This is a genomic window from Escherichia sp. MOD1-EC5950 (assembly GCF_002965345.1).
GTDB lineage: Bacteria > Pseudomonadota > Gammaproteobacteria > Enterobacterales > Enterobacteriaceae > Escherichia > Escherichia marmotae.
Map to the genome: position 1 here is coordinate 1 of NZ_PTSR01000003.1, position 18,194 is coordinate 18,194.

Annotated in this window: 22 protein-coding genes; 21 read left to right on the forward strand and 1 reads right to left on the reverse strand. The window is 48.3% G+C overall.

Going from position 1 to position 18,194, the window contains the following annotated elements; genetic code table 11:
• Positions 1-96 precede the first annotated feature (96 nt).
• The 11 genes from BEA93_RS04525 (at position 97) to BEA93_RS04575 (ending at position 5,804) form a co-directional block, all read left to right on the forward strand.
• Positions 97-879: a hypothetical protein gene (locus BEA93_RS04525; protein WP_105267605.1), complete on the forward strand. Its 783-nt coding sequence runs from the start codon at positions 97-99 to the stop codon at positions 877-879.
• Entirely contained in the window at positions 879-1,313 is a 435-nt protein-coding gene (locus tag BEA93_RS04530; RefSeq protein ID WP_105267606.1) for a hypothetical protein, read from the forward strand. Before BEA93_RS04525 ends, BEA93_RS04530 begins: the two co-directional genes overlap by 1 nt.
• A gap of 8 nt (positions 1,314-1,321) precedes the next feature.
• Positions 1,322-2,383, forward strand: coding sequence for a major capsid protein (locus BEA93_RS04535; RefSeq protein ID WP_105267607.1), 1,062 nt, complete (start codon positions 1,322-1,324; stop codon positions 2,381-2,383).
• A gap of 9 nt (positions 2,384-2,392) precedes the next feature.
• A complete protein-coding gene (locus BEA93_RS04540; RefSeq protein WP_105267608.1) occupies positions 2,393-2,665 on the forward strand; it encodes a hypothetical protein in 273 nt (90 codons plus the stop codon).
• 2 nt (positions 2,666-2,667) lie between these two features.
• Entirely contained in the window at positions 2,668-3,051 is a 384-nt protein-coding gene (locus BEA93_RS04545) for a DUF7370 family protein (RefSeq protein ID WP_105267609.1), read from the forward strand.
• Entirely contained in the window at positions 3,051-3,221 is a 171-nt protein-coding gene (locus tag BEA93_RS04550; RefSeq protein ID WP_105267610.1) for a 50S ribosomal protein L13, read from the forward strand. Before BEA93_RS04545 ends, BEA93_RS04550 begins: the two co-directional genes overlap by 1 nt.
• Positions 3,221-3,574, forward strand: a complete 354-nt coding sequence (locus tag BEA93_RS04555; RefSeq protein WP_105267611.1) for a hypothetical protein — start codon at positions 3,221-3,223, stop codon at positions 3,572-3,574. Before BEA93_RS04550 ends, BEA93_RS04555 begins: the two co-directional genes overlap by 1 nt.
• Complete coding sequence (locus BEA93_RS04560) at positions 3,574-3,942, forward strand: hypothetical protein (protein ID WP_105267612.1); 369 nt, start codon at positions 3,574-3,576, stop codon at positions 3,940-3,942. Before BEA93_RS04555 ends, BEA93_RS04560 begins: the two co-directional genes overlap by 1 nt.
• A complete protein-coding gene (locus tag BEA93_RS04565; protein ID WP_105267613.1) occupies positions 3,939-4,319 on the forward strand; it encodes a phage tail termination protein in 381 nt (126 codons plus the stop codon). Before BEA93_RS04560 ends, BEA93_RS04565 begins: the two co-directional genes overlap by 4 nt.
• A gap of 74 nt (positions 4,320-4,393) precedes the next feature.
• Positions 4,394-5,143 carry a phage tail tube protein gene (locus BEA93_RS04570; protein ID WP_105267624.1) on the forward strand — a complete coding sequence of 250 codons (750 nt, stop codon included), beginning with the start codon at positions 4,394-4,396 and terminating at the stop codon, positions 5,141-5,143.
• A 4-nt stretch (positions 5,144-5,147) separates the two neighbouring features.
• The gene (locus tag BEA93_RS04575) at positions 5,148-5,804 is read left to right on the forward strand and encodes a DUF6246 family protein (protein ID WP_105267614.1); all 657 of its coding nucleotides are present in this window, start codon (positions 5,148-5,150) and stop codon (positions 5,802-5,804) included.
• Positions 5,805-5,997: 193 nt separating this feature from the next.
• On the opposite strand, the gene BEA93_RS04580 is transcribed toward BEA93_RS04575, so the two are convergent.
• Positions 5,998-6,366 (reverse strand): hypothetical protein, encoded by a 369-nt coding sequence (locus BEA93_RS04580; RefSeq protein WP_157945138.1) that lies wholly within the window; start codon positions 6,364-6,366, stop codon positions 5,998-6,000.
• A gap of 181 nt (positions 6,367-6,547) precedes the next feature.
• On the opposite strand from BEA93_RS04580, the gene BEA93_RS04585 reads away from it, so the two are divergent.
• The 10 genes from BEA93_RS04585 (at position 6,548) to BEA93_RS04620 (ending at position 18,109) form a co-directional block, all read left to right on the forward strand.
• Positions 6,548-10,006: a tail protein (tape measure) gene (locus BEA93_RS04585; RefSeq protein WP_220388190.1), complete on the forward strand. Its 3,459-nt coding sequence runs from the start codon at positions 6,548-6,550 to the stop codon at positions 10,004-10,006.
• Positions 10,006-10,479, forward strand: a complete 474-nt coding sequence (locus BEA93_RS04590; RefSeq protein ID WP_105267616.1) for a hypothetical protein — start codon at positions 10,006-10,008, stop codon at positions 10,477-10,479. The genes BEA93_RS04585 and BEA93_RS04590 overlap by 1 nt, the downstream gene beginning before the upstream one ends.
• Positions 10,480-10,484: 5 nt before the next feature.
• Positions 10,485-10,985: a DUF1833 family protein gene (locus tag BEA93_RS04595; protein ID WP_105267617.1), complete on the forward strand. Its 501-nt coding sequence runs from the start codon at positions 10,485-10,487 to the stop codon at positions 10,983-10,985.
• Between the two features lie 8 nt (positions 10,986-10,993).
• On the forward strand, positions 10,994-11,422 hold the full coding sequence (locus BEA93_RS04600; protein WP_105267618.1) for an NlpC/P60 family protein: 429 nt from the start codon (positions 10,994-10,996) through the stop codon (positions 11,420-11,422).
• A gap of 226 nt (positions 11,423-11,648) precedes the next feature.
• Positions 11,649-13,928, forward strand: coding sequence for a host specificity factor TipJ family phage tail protein (locus BEA93_RS04605; RefSeq protein ID WP_157945139.1), 2,280 nt, complete (start codon positions 11,649-11,651; stop codon positions 13,926-13,928).
• A 57-nt stretch (positions 13,929-13,985) separates the two neighbouring features.
• Positions 13,986-14,654 carry a hypothetical protein gene (locus tag BEA93_RS26305; protein WP_157945140.1) on the forward strand — a complete coding sequence of 223 codons (669 nt, stop codon included), beginning with the start codon at positions 13,986-13,988 and terminating at the stop codon, positions 14,652-14,654.
• Between the two features lie 35 nt (positions 14,655-14,689).
• Positions 14,690-15,127, forward strand: a complete 438-nt coding sequence (locus BEA93_RS25195; RefSeq protein WP_157945141.1) for a hypothetical protein — start codon at positions 14,690-14,692, stop codon at positions 15,125-15,127.
• Between the two features lie 233 nt (positions 15,128-15,360).
• The gene (locus BEA93_RS25200) at positions 15,361-15,960 is read left to right on the forward strand and encodes a hypothetical protein (RefSeq protein ID WP_157945142.1); all 600 of its coding nucleotides are present in this window, start codon (positions 15,361-15,363) and stop codon (positions 15,958-15,960) included.
• A gap of 69 nt (positions 15,961-16,029) precedes the next feature.
• On the forward strand, positions 16,030-17,139 hold the full coding sequence (locus BEA93_RS04615; RefSeq protein WP_105267625.1) for an acyltransferase family protein: 1,110 nt from the start codon (positions 16,030-16,032) through the stop codon (positions 17,137-17,139).
• 550 nt (positions 17,140-17,689) lie between these two features.
• Entirely contained in the window at positions 17,690-18,109 is a 420-nt protein-coding gene (locus BEA93_RS04620) for a hypothetical protein (protein ID WP_088170490.1), read from the forward strand.
• Positions 18,110-18,194: the final 85 nt, after the last annotated feature.

An 18,194-nucleotide genomic window follows, 5' to 3' on the forward strand; every position in this document is an offset into this window, starting at 1 on the left:
TGAATCAGGAGAGCAGATTACCCCCTGGATCTGATTTCAGGCGTTGGGTGTGGATCACTATTGCACCGTTCGTGACAGGTTGAGCGCCTTGACGATATGGCGGCCGAGAAAAACGTGGAGCCCATCCATATTTCTACCGGCTTGGACTTCTGTTCGATCGCTACTAACGGCGAATCAAAGCGCAAGCGATATAACGAAATTTGCACTAATTTGCAGTTCGACCATGTGGCTATCCTGCTCGATAAGCCGGGAGCAGGTACTCCGGAAGAAGGTGTCGGTATTTTTGTTAATGCCGACGGCAGCAAGTCAGAAATTGAATGCGTCAATCTGGCTGAGGCAAGTGAGCCGGATGAGGAATCAACGCTTTCCCTTATTTTTAACCAGCTAAAGGCGCTTGTCGGCGCGAAAGAGGACCAAAACCCAATGAAAAATATGATTGCGAACGCGCTGAAGGCGGCGGGTAAAACCGTTGATGGTCTGAATGATGAACAGTTGCTTCAGGCTTATAACTCACAGCTTGAAGAGACTGCAAAAAAGAAAAAGGAGGATGCAGAGAAAAAGGCAGAGGAGGAAGAAGAGAAGAAGAAAAAAGCTAATAACAGCGAGTCCATACCTGAGTGGTTCAAGCCGTTCGTAACGCAACTGGAATCTATCGCCATTAACTCGAAAAAAGACTCTGACAGCAAACGGTCGGCAGTTAAAACAAAGTTTGGTCTGACAGACATTGCTGTAAACGCCCTTGATGGTGCTGCTCTTGATGAGATGTTTGCGCAAACCGTCACTGCCGCTCCTATTCACAGTGGCTTTCAACAATTCAACGTCAATCAGGACGACCAGTGGAAAGACTACGACCTGAATAAAATCGCGGAGGAAAAATAATGGCAAACGTAATTTATCGCGGTCCGGCATATCGTCAGCCGGATACTACAAACATACAGGTTACTGGTGCGTATAAACCAGGTGTGGCGGTCATCATTTCCGCTGGCAAGCTGCTTACGACCGGTTCCGCAAAAAGCGGACGCTGGCTGATTCTCGGTAATAACGAGTTTTTAGGCCAGGACATCGATACCGCCTACACGGCGCATGAAACAGCAACCGCTTACCGGGTACGCGCTGAAGATGAATTTAATGTGCGCCTTGCCGCAGCTACTTACGGCGTCGGACAGGAGATTACCATTGGTGCGAACGGCGTATTTAAAGCGGCTGCGTCCGGAGATGTCGTTGTCGCTGCTTTTGACGAAAAAGCCAATCGCACTTTGTCCGCTGAGGGATTTGGCGACATCGTGATCCTCAATTCCGCTTACGTTAAATAAGGAAAATCATGCTTAAATTTACACCACAACAGCAACAGCTAATCATTAACTCCCGACGCCACTGGGACATGGAGCAGGAGCATATGGCACTGCGGGCGGGATATAAGGTTAACAAGGTGGGCGGCGCCATTCTTGCGGCAAACTCAGGTGACGGTAATGTGCTTGGGTTAAATCAGGGGATTATTGGTAACGCATCCACGTTACCAAAGGATGCCTGGGGGGCATGGGACCGCTCTTTTGTTGAAGTGCAACGCGATGTTCTTGCGGTGTTTAATGACCTGGCGGGAACTGTTTCGCAGACTGTACCACTGGGTAAAATCGTGCATTTCTTCCAGATGCTGTCAGATTCCGGTGATATCAATATCAGCCTGGACGGCCGCAGCAAAGCGAAAGTCGATCAGCCAGTTCACTCGTATGAAGGTACGCCGGTTCCAATCATCGATTCGGAGCTGGAATACGGATGGCGCCAGATGTTATCTGCTCAGACTGAGGGGTATTCACTCGACTCTGACGGAATCATGAACCATCAGCGAAAAATTGCTGAAAAACTGGAAGATCTGGCTATTAATGGCGATTCCACCATCAATGTTGGCGGAGCGACGATTTACGGTCTTCGCACAGCGCCATATCGCGCCACAGGTACTCATGGTTATACGTTGAATGGCGCGTCTGGCGCGAATTGGTTAAGTGTAATTAAGGCGGTGGTAGCAGCCATCATGGCTAAGAATTTCCGTGCCCCGGTCACCATTTATCTGAATTACGATGACTGGTTCTACGCGAGCACCAACGATTACACGGCGAGTTATCCGAAAACTATTCTGGCGCGTTTGATGGAAATTCCCAACGTCAAGGCAATCATCCCTGCGAGCAAAGTCCCGGTAAATGAAGTACTGGCAATTGTTAAGCGCAGTGATGTTGTGAAAGTGTTGAACGGAATGCCTCCGACTACGCGCCCGAAATCTAGACAGAATCCGGAAGATAACTACATCTTCACTGTCATGGCCGCAGCTTCCGTGCAGTACAAGCACGACGCAGAAGGCCAGGCTGGCTACGCTCAATTCACCAAATAAGGGATCACCATGACCGATAAAAAACGCTGGGTTTTAACCCATGACAGTCACGAACTGAAAAAAGGAGAAATCTATGAAGATGAATCACTCCCGGCCTGGCTCGCAGGAAAAGCCGTTCCTGCGGCTGATTCTGTCGGCCCTTCTGAAAATCTGGAAAAGGCGCACGAAGCGTTGATTCAGGAGAATGAATCACTACGCGCTCAGATTGCCGAAGTCACCAGCGAAAAAGACGCCCTGGCGAAAGAAAACGCCGACCTGAAAGCTAAACTCAAAAAGGCGTAATTATGGCTGACAGCGGAATCACCGCTGATCAGATTAACGTGTTCCTTGCCGAACTTGGCTACTCAATACCTGCCGCACTCCTTGATCCAATCCTCTGTCGCGTGAACTCAATAACCGATTGCCTTGAGGCGAACGGCTATGACTCATGTACGCAAACGCTCATTTTGATGTACGCCGCTGCGCTTATGTGTATGTCATCAGGAGCGAGACGGTTGAAATCACAAGGTGCTCCCAGCGGGGCGAGCCGGTCATTTGAATACGGTGAGGATGCCGCCATCTGGCTGCGGGAATCATTAGGTCAACTGGATACTGCCGGATGCTCGGCGGATCTGCCAATCAGTGCTGGTGATGGTGTCGGTTTTTTCCGGGTTGTGGGAGGGGGTTAATGACGTGGAAATCTGTAAAACATTCGCTCCCACGGTCATTTACTCGCGTCTGGGTAATGACCGATACCGGGCGCGAGACAACCGGTTACGTCAAAAGCGACGGTGAATGGTTTATCAACTGTCCAAAAATCCGCGCTACCGGTGCGATCGTGTTGCGATGGAGGGAATAATGTCAGCTACGGCAAACTGGTCTTATACGGCAAAAGCGACCATCTGGAAGCGTAGTGGCGTGGATGAGTGGGGCAAGCCCGCATATTCTGCGCCCGTTGTTATTACCTGCGATTACGGCGGGGATAATAAATTACCCTCGCCATTGGTCAGTGATGCCGGACAGGAGGTGGTAATTAAAAACACCATCTGGACTGAATACGCTGAAGCGAGTCTGGGGGATTTTGCTCTCATTGGTGAATCATCCGAGCCAGATCCGATTTCTGCCGGGGCCGATGAAGTTAAGGCGGTTATCCGCTACGCAGATACATTTGACCGGGTGGCTGATGACTTCATGCTCGTAACGGGGGCGTAATGGCTGCAAAAGTTAAAGGTATTAACCGGGCAAAAAAACGGCTGGACCAACTGATAGACACAATCCAGGGGAAAAAAGCTGTTCGGGCTATTTATAAAGCGTTGTACATCGGAGGGGCGCAGGCTGCGCTGTATACCCCCATCGACACGTCAACATTAATCAACTCTCAGTTTCGCGATGTTCGTCCGGGGCAAAACCGGGTTACGGGCCGCGTTGGGTATTCAGCGGGCTACGCCATGTTCGTCCACGATCCGCAGGTGAAACAACAGTTCCGGCGCGCGACGGCCAAGAAGGAGTTCCTGAAGTTAGGGTTTGACGAAATGCGCGACCAGATTGACAGAGCAGTAGCAGAGGAGATGCGCCTTTGAGTACGCCAGTATTCATTAAATTTCGCGACTGGCTGGTTGGTGCGGGGTTGGCAGATGGCTACACCATTCAGCTTGCGCGCTGGCTGGAGCAACCATCTGACGGCGGCTTCACTCGCTACATTGTTTTTCAGCCGAATGGAGGTACAGCACGGCTGCAGGATTTAGGGGCTGACGATAATGTGCAGGTGGTACTGGTCAGTGGCAAGAACGATGCGCAGACAGTCGTTCAGCGAGCGCAGGATATTCTGGATTACATCACCGAACATCCTGATAACGATTGTCTGAACGGAGTTTTTAATCTGGGTGGTATTCCTGCTCCCGCCAGTACAGAAGAGGGCCGAACGATTATCTCTTTGCTGTTCCGCTGCACATCCTGATCAACAAACTCTCTCCAATATACAGGCTGCCCCCCGGGTGGCTTTTTTATTTATGAATAATGAATGAGGTTTTTATGGCTAGTTGCCAGAATGACTATGGAAAATTAATTGGGCGCAACGCAGTGCTTGAGGTTGTCGAGGGCTGTCCGGACACGGTGCCGCAGGAAGCCGACTGGAAGATCCTGGGGGCGATGACGACCAAATCGTTTGACCTGTCTCCAAACACCGTAACGTCAGAAGCAGACGACACGAAAGGCTTTGTTGAGGGACTGGTAACCAGCGTGGACTTCACCATCTCTGGTGACGGCGAATGGCGTAAGCGTGATAAGCCTGGTGATTTCGGTCCGGCGTATATGACTCGCTATTACCTGCAGGAAACAAAAGCGGGTCGCCAGCTGTCCGTGTGGGTTCGTCTGTCGTTTGCGACTATTACTATCACGGCGTACATGAATACCACAGCGTGGAGCGGAGAATTTGGCACTGGAGATATCGCGACATTCTCGGCTGAATTCAAAGTCGCAGATGCTGACAGCGTTACTGTAACGGATGACGGTGATATCGCTGTGACGAGTATAGCGGTTACGCCCAATTCACTCGGACTGAAAGTGGGAGAAAGCGGTACATTCAGCGTGAATTTTCTCCCTGCAAACGCGACAAACAAAAATTTCACCCTGGCTACCGCCGCGCCTGCAATTGCTACAGCCAGCGTAGCAGCCTCCACTGTAACCGTAACGGCAGTAGCGGAGGGCTCGACTACGGTAACCGTGACCAGTGACGACGGGAAATACACATCCAGTTGTGCAGTCACTGTAACGAGCGAGTGAGAGTATGGACGCACTTACAGATATCGGCGAAATGGTGATATCAACACGCGACGATGATTTTTTTTTGCGTCCGTCTTTTATCGCTCTGACCCGAATCGGCTCTCCGGAAGAAATTGTGGAGGCGTACTCCATCATTAACGGCAGAGATTTTGGTGTACTGGTGCGCGCTGCGGAGTTGCAGGGAGTGCCGTCACCATGGCTGGTGGAATCTGTGAGCGGAACGGCATCCAGGCGAATGCTTAACGCCGCAATGACGGTAATTCAGGCGTGTTGTGACAGGGATGCCACAACGCTGGTGGGGGAGCTGGCAGATGATTTGACTCGTCAACACGGCCTGATACCGGATACCGATATGCTGATTATTGCGCGTGAATTACTGGAGCATGGCGTTATGGGCAAAGCGCCACTACGCAGATTGCAAAAGCACGAGAATCAGCAGACTTATACGGCAGGCTTTCGGGCTGTAGAGTATATCACCGCCGCACGTTCACACTTTGGACTTCCACGCGCCGAAGCGGAACAGCTCACAATGACCGCATTTCAGTTAATGCTTAAAGCGAAATACCCTGAAGAGAAAGGCTTCACCCGCGATGAGTACGATGGCATTATGGCTGCGCACGAGCAGCGGAAAATGCAAAAACTGGAAGCGATGAAGGCGTAGTGGATTTATGTCAGAAGAATTTGCCGACGGCAGGTAATAGAAGAAAGCCCCGGAAACATTAAGCGTTCTGTAAGTAGCTAAATGTTTGCCGAGGCAACATTTATATGCTCAATACATTCAGATTAACCTTTTTCCCCCTCTTGGTTAAGGAGGCGACGGTTATTAAGTTACCAAAACAGGTGCTGCGCTTGTGTTATTCATGATGTGAATATTGCAAATCGTCAGCTTCACGAGATATATCAAAAAGGATATTTATCGCCAGAAGATATGCATTATCTACAACGCCATATGTCTCTGGAGTGATAGTGTTAGTATATCGATCGAAAGCATCTTCCAGGTAATCAAGCAAATCGTCATTTAAATACTCACTTCTCGGATCAAGCGCATGCAGACCTTTAATACTCTCTCTATATTCGCTGAAGATTTTTGATATAAACGCTTGTTGTTCTGACCAATCATACAAATTAGCAATGGTAAGAGGCCTGTTAAGTTGTTCAAGTCGGGTGAGTTCACGAACCAACGACTGACAACCATCTCGAAGTTTTTCTGCTGTTAATGCCATAATTAGCCCTCTGAGATTATTTATAGAAAGTAATATCTTACTATTTTTGCATTGAAGGCGGAGCTTCACCAGCCAGTTTTGTCAATTCAGTTATGGTGAGCGACTCCTGGCCTTCATGATGTATGACGATGTAACAAGACCACCTCGCTCCGGCGGGGTTTTTTATTGCCCGGAGAATGACATGGCAGATGAGAAGAACGTCGGCAGTATCGTTTATGAAATAAGCGCAGATGTCAAACCGCTGCTACAGGGCGGGAAGCAGGCCATTGATGCACTGGACAAACTGGATACTGCAGCCCAGCAGTCTGGAAGAGGGATGAGTAACCTGGACCAGAGCGCGTCGCAAACCGGCACCACGTTTACTGAACTGGCCAGTTATGCTAACTCAATGGACAATCAGCTTCGTAAGCTGAACACCAGCGTGAGCGGTATTGCGCGCGCGATGATGGAGGCTCGTACTGGTGTCAGCAGTACCACGAGTGAGTTAAATCGTGGCAATGCAGTAATTGAAGCACTCGGTAACCAGGTCGCAATACTTGAGGAAGCCCAGGAGAACGGAGCCAGAAGCGCAGCAGTTTTCGCCTCGCAGTTAAGAGCTGGTGCCAATGCTACGGAGGAAGAAAAGCGCACTATCGCCGAATTGGCAGGCGTGTTTTATGATCTTAGCGCCGCCTCCGCTAAGGCTGCTAAATCAGCCGCATCGATGGCGGCCGCAACCCAACGTACAGAATCATCAATATCCGGACTAGAGAAGGAAGTCTCTATTCTGAATACTGAGATGCAAACTGGTTCCAGAAGTGCTGCCATACTTGCTGCTCAGTTTAGTGCTGGTGAAGGTGCGTCTGACGCGCAAAAAGCCAAAATTGCACAGCTTGCAGGTGCTCTTTTTGATATGCGGGAGGCGCAAAAATCTGCATCTGCGGCATCAGCGGAGGCAGCTAAGCAACTTGCGCAGCAGGCAAATGAAGCGAACCGTATCAGCGGAATCACATCTGACCTTTCTAATCAAATAGCTATCCTGAGCGAACAGCAAACCAACGGAGCCCGCAGCGCAGCAATTCTGGCTGCTCAGTTACGAGCCGGAGCAAGTGCAACTGATGCCGATAAGCAGAAAATAGCCCAATTAACCGGGCAACTGTACGACATGAAGAACAGTGTCGATACAGGCACAAAAAGCCACGTCAACTGGAAAACCAGCGTACAGCAGGCCGGTTACCAGGTTCAGGACTTCATTGTTCAGGTGCAGGGTGGTCAGTCTGCTCTTGTTGCGCTCTCGCAGCAAGGATCTCAGCTTGCCGGGATTTTCGGCCCTGGCGGTGCGGTGGTTGGGGCTATAATTGCGCTTGGTTCTGTCCTCGCGGGCGTGTTGATTACGTCGCTGAATGGCGGCAAGAATGCCATGGTTGCGCTGAAAGAGGCTGCCGAGGCAATGGACAAGGTGATCATCGTATCATCACAAGGTGTAGCCGCTCTTTCGGATAAATATGCGGCCCTTGCGCGTGTAAACGCTGACGTTGCAACGCTGCTCCGTAATCAGGCGCTGCTTGAGTATAACCAGGCCATTTCCAAGATACCGAAGGCCATAAGCGAAGCATCTGATGCTTTTATTACGTTCGGCGACCGTGCGATTGCCGCCGTTGGCGGGGCGTCGCCGAGCATCAAAAAATTCAACGCCGAGTTGTCCGCTCTCGGGGTCACTTCGAAGGAATGGGGAGAGGCAATTCAGCAGGCCAATAGTCAGGGGCAGTACGCATCTGGCATCGTAAACTCGCTGTCATCAACGGTGAATACACTTTCATCCCGACTTGGAATAAGCAAACAAGCTGCGTTTGATTTGGCAAGAGAATTGTCAAATCTGAGTAATAACCCATCACCGGAAGCACTTCAGGAGCTGGCGAAAAAACTCCAGGACATGAAGTCGTCATCCACTGACGGGCAGTCGGCCATCGCAGGACTGGCGGGTAAGCTTGTTGATCTGGCGAGAGAGGCAGCCAACGCGAAGATCAATGTAGACAGCCTGAATCAGTCCACCGATAACCTGACCGCCGGACAGAAAAACCTTATCAAGCAGTCCGGACGTAACCTTGCCCTGTCAAAACTACAGGGTGAGGCTCGGGCCCGCCTGCAGGCACAGTATGCCGCTGAAGATGCGGGATTTTCGAAGGACGATCCGCACGCCAAACAGATGGAGAACGACGCCGCAGCTACGTACAAAAATACGCAGGCGCAGAAAGATTTCCAGTCAACACATAAGAAAAGCATTTCACTGGCTGATTCTGTTGCTCAGAAGTTAGCGAATCTCAAGCAGCAATCGGAGCTCGCAGCCGACTCAACAAATGAGCTGAGCCGTGAGCAGGCCATGCTGACTGCGCAGCAGTCTCTTGGTAAAGGTGCAACCAAAGAGCAGATCGTATTAGCTGGTCAGTATGCAGCAAAAAAATGGGATACAGCCAACGCCATAAAAGCTGAAGCAGCGGCCCGAAAGCTCCTCCCTGAAGCAGCAGAGAACGCCAGTTACAAACAGGATGTTGAAGATCTGAATACCGCCCTGGCTGCGAAGAAAATAAGCCAGGAGCAGTACAATCAAACCTCGGAAAGACTGGCAGCAACACACCAGGCTAACCTCGCAAAAATTCAGTCGCAGCAGGTGGTAACGCCTCAACAGGAACTTGCGGCGCAGGTTGATCCCGTTCAGCAACTGGCGAATGAGAACGCAAAGAAACTGATACTCATTGATGAGTACAACAAGGCTGCGCTTGCAATCGTAAATGCAAGGCTGGCTAATGAGTCGCTAAGTCAGAGTGAAGCTGCTGCACAGTCAGCCGCTATTAACGCAAATACTCTTGCGTTAAAAAATACTCAGGAAACACAGTATGAGGAACAGAGGCTGGCAGCTCTGGAGCAGCAGTACCGTGCGCAATCAGTGTTGAATGACTTTACGATGGATATGATCGACGCAGTCGGGCAACGAACCACCAACGCAATCACCGGCATTATTACCGGAACGCAGTCAGCAACAGATGCGCTACGAAATATGGCTTCAACAATTCTTGATCAGGCCGTTGGTGCTTTAGTTCAGATGGGTGTCCAGGCACTTAAAAACATGCTGATAGGGCAGTCAGCCAGTGCTGCTTCTGTTGCGCAGGCTGCAATAACAGGGCCTGCCATTGCCGCAGCATACAGCCCGGCAGCGGCGATGGTTTCGCTCGCATCATTTGGTGCAAATGCCGCAGCAGCTCAGACGGGGATCGCTTCAACAATGGGACTTACAAAAATGCTGTCCGTCGCTGGCGCTCGCTACAACGGTGGCCCGGTTTCCGCTAACTCAATGTATCGCGTAGGTGAAAACGGCAAGCCAGAAATATTCCAGGCCAGCAACGGCAGTCAGTACATGATCCCCGGCGATAACGGACGAGTTGTCAGCAACAGAGATATGCAGGGCGGAAATAGTTCATCTCCTGTAAATATTGTCATTAACAATACGGCAGCGGGAACCGTTGTAGAAAATCAGGGTTTTAATCCGGACACGAAAACTATCACCCTCGCAGTGAACGAAGTCGCAAGGCAATTACGCTCGCATACGGGGGTAGTTGCTCGTGCATTGTCTGATAGCTGGAACACCACAGGAAAGGCACAATAATGGCAACGGAAATTAAATGGCCGTTAGGTCTTCACACAATTCAAAAATCCAGTAAAGCGCGCAATCAGTCGGCAGCTTTTCAGTTATCCGATCCACGCAGTGGTCCGCCATATCGCAAGCGGCTAAGTGATGACGTGCCGGTTATCTGGGACGTCACATTTATCTTCGCTGGAGACAATGCAACCATATTCTGGTCGTGGTTTGAAAACGCCATTGACCGTGGGCGCAAAAACTTCATTCTACCCATTGCAACAGAGTTTGGGATTGTTGATCACGAAGTAATGTTTCTGCCTGGCTCACTGCTACCAGCCAGCGAAGCTGGTACGGTTTTCACGTATACGGCGCAAATCCTTGCCCGCAAACTTGTTATCCCGGCGGAGTTCCCTGACGACATCTGGATTGATCCGGATATCTGGAAGTATCGCAGCATTCTCGATCCGGCTGTTAACTGGTACTGGCCAAATAATCCATAGGAAGCATGATGCCTGTCACTGATGAGCAGCGGGCGTACTGGAGCCAGAAAAATCCAGCAGCAGAATTTGATACTGTAACATTTACGCACCCGGCCTTTAAGGATCCGATACGACTGGTCGCCAATGTCTTCAGCGACATGACATTCAACGGTAATACCTACCGCGCCTGCTCAATGGAAATTGACAAGCCCGAACAAGGGAAAGACCCGGTTAGTAGCGTCAGCGTGAAGTTTAGCCGTCCGCTGGTGGGCGATGAATTTAAGGCAATCATACGGGCGATGGACCCGTTCGACTGGCTGGCGGCACCTATCACTCTATGTTTGCAGCAATTCACAGAGGATGACCCGAATAACCCCATTCAAAATTGGTCGCTTTACGTGACCGAAGACGGTATCCGTATTAGCCGAGACACATTGCAGGTGCAGGCATCCGACGATAACCCGATGATCCTCAATATGAGCCAAGTCTACGATCTCGATCGCTACCCCAGCCTTACATACATATAGGTTCCTTAATGACAAAAGATGAATTTATCCGGCGCGCCGTTGGCCTGCCGTGGGTTGATCGCGCCTGTAGCTGGCGAGCGATGGACTGTTGGGGCGTGGTGGTTATGTATTTTCGCTATGTCTACGGCGAGGAATTGCCCTGTGTTGAGGGGTATTCCAGCGGCGAAATCAAAATCACCGACGGATTTCAACGCCAAATCCAGAGTGGTAAATGGCGGCGCGTTGAATCCCCCGAGGGTGACTGTATTGCATTTATGTTGTTTAAGCAGGGCGTGGCCTCTCACGTTGGCGTGGTTGTGGATGGGCAATATGTTTTACACGCCGCAGGTGATGCGCAACATGAGGGGCAGGTGCGCTGCGACCGACTTGATACATTCAGACGGTTTCATCGAGGGGAAATGATTTTTTATGCCTGGGAGGGGGGCCGATGCTTGTAATTTATCGCGATCCACGCGGTTTGCTGGTAAGGATGTTTATGAGTTCGATTATTCACTTTCCCTGCAAGATAATATCGCAAAGCACTTTCCCGGCGGGCTTGATGCCAGCACGACGCTGATTACATGGAACGGTTGCAAAATTAACCCACTTGAAGTTGACTTGTCGCGCCTCGCGACGCCGCTGGATCACCTGGAAATCATCATCCGACAGCAGGGGATTGGCACCATGCTGATTGTGGCCATCGTGGCGGCAGTTGCTACGGTTGTGCTGATGCCTAAGCCCACAATCCCCAACTCCAGTGGTTCGCAGAAAGATTCACCTAATAACGATCTCACAGGACAAACCAACGTCGCACGGGTATATCAGGCAGTTCCGGATATTTACGGTAAGATCCGCGCCTTTCCCGACCTTGTGGCTCCCTCCTTATCTGAATATATAAACAACGTTAAAAACGTAACCGAGGTGTTGTGCGTTGGGATTGGCGATTATGAATTTGAAAACGTCAAATATGCAGACACATTACTGAGCACCATTGGTGGCGCGTCGTATGAAATATTTAACCCCGGCGACACCATTCCAATACTGTATGACGCAGCTGAATCACCGGACGTTGACGGCCAGGAAATTACACCGCCAAACCTGGGCGACACGGTTCTGTATAGCGCGACGACAAACAATATTGTTGCTGTTGAGTATGCGAAGGGCAGTAAGGCAATGTCTTTCACGGTACCTAAAAGCGCTGATTTTCAATATTTTGTCGATAAATCAAAGCCGATTAATGTGAGACTGACGGTAAATCTTGAATATTCAGTTGTCAGCGGCAACGGTAAGACAACAACGAAGAAAGGGGAGTTTCAGGTCAGTGGACAGATCGTCAGTATTGGTCAGTCAGATAATGGAGATATTATCGCTCCAGAGAACTATTACGATATTGGCATAGATAACGCAACGGTAAGTAACGACTTCCCGGCTGATGGCGTCATTACAGGTGATTACCTGAAAATTGAGGATATGGAGGCGTTATTTGTCGGGCCGTTCATCATGGCTTCTGATTCTGATGAAATCTGGTACAACGTCATTTTTCAGCGCGGACTGGACGGAACCGCAAATTTAAACGCTGAGTGGTGGCGGGTAGACAAAGACAATAATGTGATTGAGGGGACAGAGGAATCAGATTCTTTTTCCTATAGCAATGATACGTATGAAGGGCAGTATTTCACTCGCAAGATTATCCCGAAAGCCGGGCGTGGGCGCTACGCATTCCGTATTTCTCGCACTAATAACGGCAGCGATCAGCTTACTGACCAGGCCAAACTGGAAGAAGTTTATTCAGTTCAGGTTCGACGAAATGTTCGGGTGCAGGACACATTAATTCGCTGCGTTACTCCAGCAACGGAACAGGCAACCGGCATTAAAGACCGAAAATTTAATGCTGAGGTGACACGGAAAACGATTACATGGAACGGATCTGGGGTGGTAGGTGCGTTGACCCCAAGCCGTGATTTTGCTGATGCAGTACTTCATTCGTTTGTCAGGATTGCAGGTCGCGCTGCCAGTGAGCTGGATCTTGATGCGTTGTACAGTATCAGTCGATCCCTTAAAAACAAGAATGAGCGCATGGGATGGTTCGATTTCTCATTCGATGACAAAGACATCTCACTCGGTCAGCGATTGCAAACCATATGTAATGCAGCGCGTGTTACGGTATTTCGTGACGGGCTGAAGTGGCGTTTTGTGCGTGACGAGAAGAAAAGCATTATCTCTGCGCAATTTGATGCCCGTAATCTGGCGAACGTCGATGATGGCGGTACGCTTCAGTATAAGGGACACCTGCCGACAAGTTACGATGGGATTGAACTGGAATGGGTGGACGCCACGGATACAAATGATGATGGCACAGATAAAAAGGCGTACATCCGATTACGCATTGACGCGTCTCGCAAACGTATTGTGGAAGGCACTTCAAATCGCCCCTATAAAATCCAGCTTGCCGGGTGCCGCAACAAAGACCAGGCGATGAATCGTGCGCAGCTTGAAGCGAGGCGACTTATCTATCAGCGACTGAGTGTGGAGGATACGGCACTTAACGATGCGTGGATGCTGTCGCTTGGTGATCGGGTGCGCTGGGCTGACGTTTACGATGAGGCGATTGCCAGCGGTGAAATATTGTCAATTGACGGTAATGTGTTCACCACTTCTGAAACTCTCATTTTTGAAAGTGGGGAAACATACAAAGTCAGTATCACAGATCAGTACGGATACCCTTCAGCATGGATAAGCGCATTGCCAGTAAATGGTAATAAAAGCGCCTTCAGTACTGATTTCAGCAAGGCTTATACCGCCGACGGCATTACTTCCATGCTTGGCAGTCGTTTCATTATGACGCCTTCAGTTGCCAGTGAACCTATGGATTTCACGCTTACTGAGAAAGGGCCTGGAAGTGACCCTTCACAAACCAGGATCTCGCTCACTCAATATGATGAACGAGTGTACGAATACGATTAACAGATAACTCCTGTTCACCAATGCTCGCCGCTGTGCGGGTTTTTTTATGGAAAAATTATGGCCACACGTTACAACACCAATAATCCTGTGCCGTCCCATGCGGTTAAAGATTACAGCAACAACGCCCAAATCATTGATGAACTTGTTCATAAACAGGAATCAACAACAAAAGACCGGTTCGGAAAAGATCTGAAAACCTGGTACGGAATTAATAAAGAGGCGACCGACGCAACGAACGAGTTCATCGAAAACGGTCAGAATGCAATAAATACGTTTAACCAGAATGGCAAGGATGCTATCGATAAATTTAGCAACGATAGCAATGCTGCGATTAATGATTTCGAGAGTGATGCGAATCAGGCGATAATTAATTACGGTTATATTCTGGTTGACTCATTTCAGATCGGTGCTGAGATCACGCTCCGGAATCAGGCTCTTCACTGGCCTGCGCCAGAGGGTGACGGAGAATATTATCGCTGGGACGGTGAATTGCCGAAGACGGTTCCAGCCGGAGCTACGCCGGAAACGTCAGGTGGGGTTGGGCCGGGAGCGTGGATTGACGTTGGTGATGCTTCGCTGCGTAGCGATCTGGCGTCTGGAGGTAAGGCTGCATTGGTTGGCTATGGCAGCGCGACTGTAGAGGGTGCTCTTGACGATCTTTATGCCGCTAACGCTGCTCAGGGGGGGAAACTGGTTTTGATACTGTTGGCCACTTTCTTAATCTGACTGAATTACGTGCGCAGGCGCCTGCTTCAGCCGGAATGATTGTATATGTTGTTTCAGCAGCCAGCTTGTCACATGCAGAAACTCATCTTGGCGGCGGTTTTTTTGAGTCAGTCGATAATGTCCAGGCATGGCCTGATGATGGTGGTATTGTAATTAAACCAGACACAGGGTCGATTGTGTGGCGACGCATTAACTTCACCTCATACGATATGCAATTCTGGGGTGTCAAGCCGGACGGGGCTACAGATAATGCGGAGGCAATTACGAAGGCCACACAGTATGCAAAGATGAATAAAGTTATCCTGGATGCACCCGCAGGGAATATTAACACAAGCGAAATGGTCCCTATTTATAATAATATGGGGATTCGAGGCCACGGAAAGGCTGAAGCTACGGTTTTCTATAAAACAACTAACAATATTTTTAATTATAAAAAAATGGAACCACAGTTTTATCTGTGGACGCATTGGTAGGTTTTGTTCCAAATAATTGGGATCTTGCTGACTCTTCAATGGATTCATTTTGCTCTAACGGCAGAATTGAGAGCTGTATGTTTCGTAGACAGGGACTTGACCAATCAAACGTTGACACCTACAGAAATTATTATGGGTTGTTTTTTGGGAAGGCTGCTGCACCTGTAGTTCGGCAATGTTCATTTGAATGCGCATATATTGGATGTTATTCATACTGTCCATTCTCAGGAGTCATGGAAATGGTTGCATTCCCTCAATATGCAGGGAAGGGGTATGGTGGGATCGTTTTTGAGGATTTTCGTGGCGGTCAGATAAGGGTAATTGGTACATCAATGGACATGCGTCTTGTTCAAATAAGCGGTTATCAGTTTGGTTTTATTTTGTCAGGAATGCAATATACAACAATGACAAACTGTACTGCAGAAAATTGCACTCCAATGGCTGGAGAAACGACTTGCTTTGCATTTAGCTTCATGAACCCTTATTGTATTGTCATGAATACGTGCGCAACAGAAGAAGTAAAGGGCGGGCAGTTAAGAGTAATAGTTCAAGGAGATCCGTCTTTCAGACCATCTTTAATTATAAATGGATTTTTGCCTATAGGTCAGAAAAACCCAATTTCAACAACCCCAATCATTTATGTAGACAATGCGGGCCTTGCAGAAACCAGCGTGATAATTAACGGAGGTGATTGGGCTATAAGTCCATCAGCAACCAACCTTGTCGCACCATCGGCTAGTGGTGGTGGCACGAAGGTCAGAATGATAGGAGTCAATGGCTCACCTAAATCAATTTGGACCATCTCCGCTAACGCCGATGTGCAGGAGTTTTGATTCCCTGTCATTGACATAGCATCTATATGAAACTACCCTGCCAGAAACTACACATATTTTGGCATGGTTATGACTAAGAAAAGCAATATAATACATAGTCTTACTTCATTGAGGATGTTTGCTGCCCTTGGCGTGTTTGTAAGCCATCTGGGAATTTTGTCTCAGTCCTCAATACATCAGTTCAACATAGCTGCAAAATACTTTTTTAATGGGTATGTTGGCGTAACGTTCTTCTATATCCTCTCTGGCTTTATTATTAATTACAGTTTTAGCAAGCATTTATCTGAGGGGATGTTTAGCAATAAAGACTTTATTATCTATCGTCTGGCCAGACTATTCCCTGTTCATCTTGTTTCACTGGTCTGTGTTCTGTTTTTATTCGGCTATGCAAATAATTGGGGATCTACAAACAAAGAAGCTTTATTCTATAATACATTTCTACTTCAATCATTCATACCTGATGCAGGCTATTACTTTTCGTTCAATCCTGTATCATGGAGCATTTCATGCGAAATGTTCTTTTATTTTTGTTTTTGCCTACTCGTTAAATGCAAAACCAAATATCTCGTATTTCTATTTGCTGCCGTTCAGACTGTAAATGTTTACTTCCTTATACAACCACCAACAGGAATTTCCTTGCATTGGTTATTCTATATAAATCCTGTATTCAGGATTACAGATTTCATCCTTGGCATTATTATATGTAGAATATTTCTTTCGAAGCCTGTTACTCCAAAAGTTGTGGCGTGTAGCGCAATGGAATTTGGCTCAATTATTTTTCTAGTGTTAACAATTTATGTGGCAACAAACTACGTGGGCAATATGAATGTTAAATATGATCTTTTATATATCCCTTGCATGGCTTCTATTGTTGTTGCGTTTGCCTTTAATGGTGGGGTTATTTCTCGTATTCTTGCAAATAAATATTTAATTTTGCTTGGAGAAGCTTCATTTTCTTTCTACATGTTCCACTGGATGATAGTATCTAAGTTAATAGAAATAATACAACCTAACAAAAACGATGTGCGTGATGTCACTATTTATATAGTTAGCTGCTTAATCAGCTCCGTATTTGTCTCTGTTATTTCGTTTAAATTAATTGAAATGCCAGCAAATAAGTTAATAAGGAATACGTGGGTAAAGATTAAAATTCAATTACACACAAGAAAACGCGCATAACATGAACCAAGACTCAATTTCTAGCCCACTTCGGTGGGCTTTTTACTGTTAGTATGTTAATCAACACCACCTATCAATTATGTTGCATGTGTATGTAGTAATTGCCGGATGTGCATCATTGAATAGTCTGCTGTTGAGCCGTCCCTGGACGCCGCGAAGGAAGCTGCACCAGTAGGGCTCAAGGGGGGGGGCTAAAAAAGTTTTCTATGACATACACGAGGCCAGCGACGCTTGATTTAGTATCGCTGACTGCAGAATGTAAAGTTACGGCCCCGGGGGCGGAAGCGAAGAGGACAGGCACTGGATAATTAATACGCTGATACAGGCTGAAAACGGATTCTCGGCGCTGCTGTCTTTGGAGTTAATGAAATGGCATTAATATCGGGTGTATACGAAGTCAGATTGTGGGCATCAATTTAGTATTAACGACAGTCGACTGCAAACGGCACCTGCGTTATTTTTAGGTGTTAGCCGGAGGACGAAGAGCCTCTGGTGCTGGACGTTGTTATCATTAGATGCTGACAATTTTTAATATTGGGAGTTTTCAAACATGGTCGTTAAAAATGCTCTTGCCTGTGGGATTATGCTTGCTCTTGTCGGTTGTGCTACAAAACCTGTCTCAAATGAACAAGCCACACCTGTTCCTGAAAAACAAATAATCAGTACCGCGTTACTCGAAAAACGAGACGGTACGGGAGAGGTGATCATCAAGCGTGACTCGGGGTTCTTTGGAAGCGCGTGCTTTTCCCGTGTTTATGTTGATGGTAAAGAGGTGGCAGATTTAGGTACAGCTCAGAAAGTCGTTGTATACCCAACGATTGGTGATCATGTCTTCAGCGCGTGGCCTAAAGGGGTGTGTGGCGGTGGTATGAGTGAGCAGGCGGGCAAGGTGACAACAGATCGTACTTTGATGTATCGCATAGGGTATGGATCAAACGGTGAATATGGCATTCACCCAACTGCGTTTTAATTTGTGTTGGGGTATGTGAGTTTTTCTCATACCCCTTTACCTCACTTTGCTCCTGACTGTTTGGTCACATCAAGGCGCAAAACAT

Coding starts and splice junctions, on each gene's coding strand:
- BEA93_RS04525 (WP_105267605.1), top strand. CDS start 97: ATGGCGGCCGAGAAAAACGTGGAGCCCATCCATATTTCTACCGGCTTG.
- BEA93_RS04530 (WP_105267606.1), top strand. CDS start 879: ATGGCAAACGTAATTTATCGCGGTCCGGCATATCGTCAGCCGGATACT.
- BEA93_RS04535 (WP_105267607.1), top strand. CDS start 1,322: ATGCTTAAATTTACACCACAACAGCAACAGCTAATCATTAACTCCCGA.
- BEA93_RS04540 (WP_105267608.1), top strand. CDS start 2,393: ATGACCGATAAAAAACGCTGGGTTTTAACCCATGACAGTCACGAACTG.
- BEA93_RS04545 (WP_105267609.1), top strand. CDS start 2,668: ATGGCTGACAGCGGAATCACCGCTGATCAGATTAACGTGTTCCTTGCC.
- BEA93_RS04550 (WP_105267610.1), top strand. CDS start 3,051: ATGACGTGGAAATCTGTAAAACATTCGCTCCCACGGTCATTTACTCGC.
- BEA93_RS04555 (WP_105267611.1), top strand. CDS start 3,221: ATGTCAGCTACGGCAAACTGGTCTTATACGGCAAAAGCGACCATCTGG.
- BEA93_RS04560 (WP_105267612.1), top strand. CDS start 3,574: ATGGCTGCAAAAGTTAAAGGTATTAACCGGGCAAAAAAACGGCTGGAC.
- BEA93_RS04570 (WP_105267624.1), top strand. CDS start 4,394: ATGGCTAGTTGCCAGAATGACTATGGAAAATTAATTGGGCGCAACGCA.
- BEA93_RS04575 (WP_105267614.1), top strand. CDS start 5,148: ATGGACGCACTTACAGATATCGGCGAAATGGTGATATCAACACGCGAC.
- BEA93_RS04580 (WP_157945138.1), bottom strand. CDS start 6,366: ATGGCATTAACAGCAGAAAAACTTCGAGATGGTTGTCAGTCGTTGGTT.
- BEA93_RS04585 (WP_220388190.1), top strand. CDS start 6,548: ATGGCAGATGAGAAGAACGTCGGCAGTATCGTTTATGAAATAAGCGCA.
- BEA93_RS04590 (WP_105267616.1), top strand. CDS start 10,006: ATGGCAACGGAAATTAAATGGCCGTTAGGTCTTCACACAATTCAAAAA.
- BEA93_RS04595 (WP_105267617.1), top strand. CDS start 10,485: ATGATGCCTGTCACTGATGAGCAGCGGGCGTACTGGAGCCAGAAAAAT.
- BEA93_RS04600 (WP_105267618.1), top strand. CDS start 10,994: ATGACAAAAGATGAATTTATCCGGCGCGCCGTTGGCCTGCCGTGGGTT.
- BEA93_RS04605 (WP_157945139.1), top strand. CDS start 11,649: ATGCTGATTGTGGCCATCGTGGCGGCAGTTGCTACGGTTGTGCTGATG.
- BEA93_RS26305 (WP_157945140.1), top strand. CDS start 13,986: ATGGCCACACGTTACAACACCAATAATCCTGTGCCGTCCCATGCGGTT.
- BEA93_RS25195 (WP_157945141.1), top strand. CDS start 14,690: ATGATTGTATATGTTGTTTCAGCAGCCAGCTTGTCACATGCAGAAACT.
- BEA93_RS25200 (WP_157945142.1), top strand. CDS start 15,361: ATGGAAATGGTTGCATTCCCTCAATATGCAGGGAAGGGGTATGGTGGG.
- BEA93_RS04615 (WP_105267625.1), top strand. CDS start 16,030: ATGACTAAGAAAAGCAATATAATACATAGTCTTACTTCATTGAGGATG.
- BEA93_RS04620 (WP_088170490.1), top strand. CDS start 17,690: ATGGTCGTTAAAAATGCTCTTGCCTGTGGGATTATGCTTGCTCTTGTC.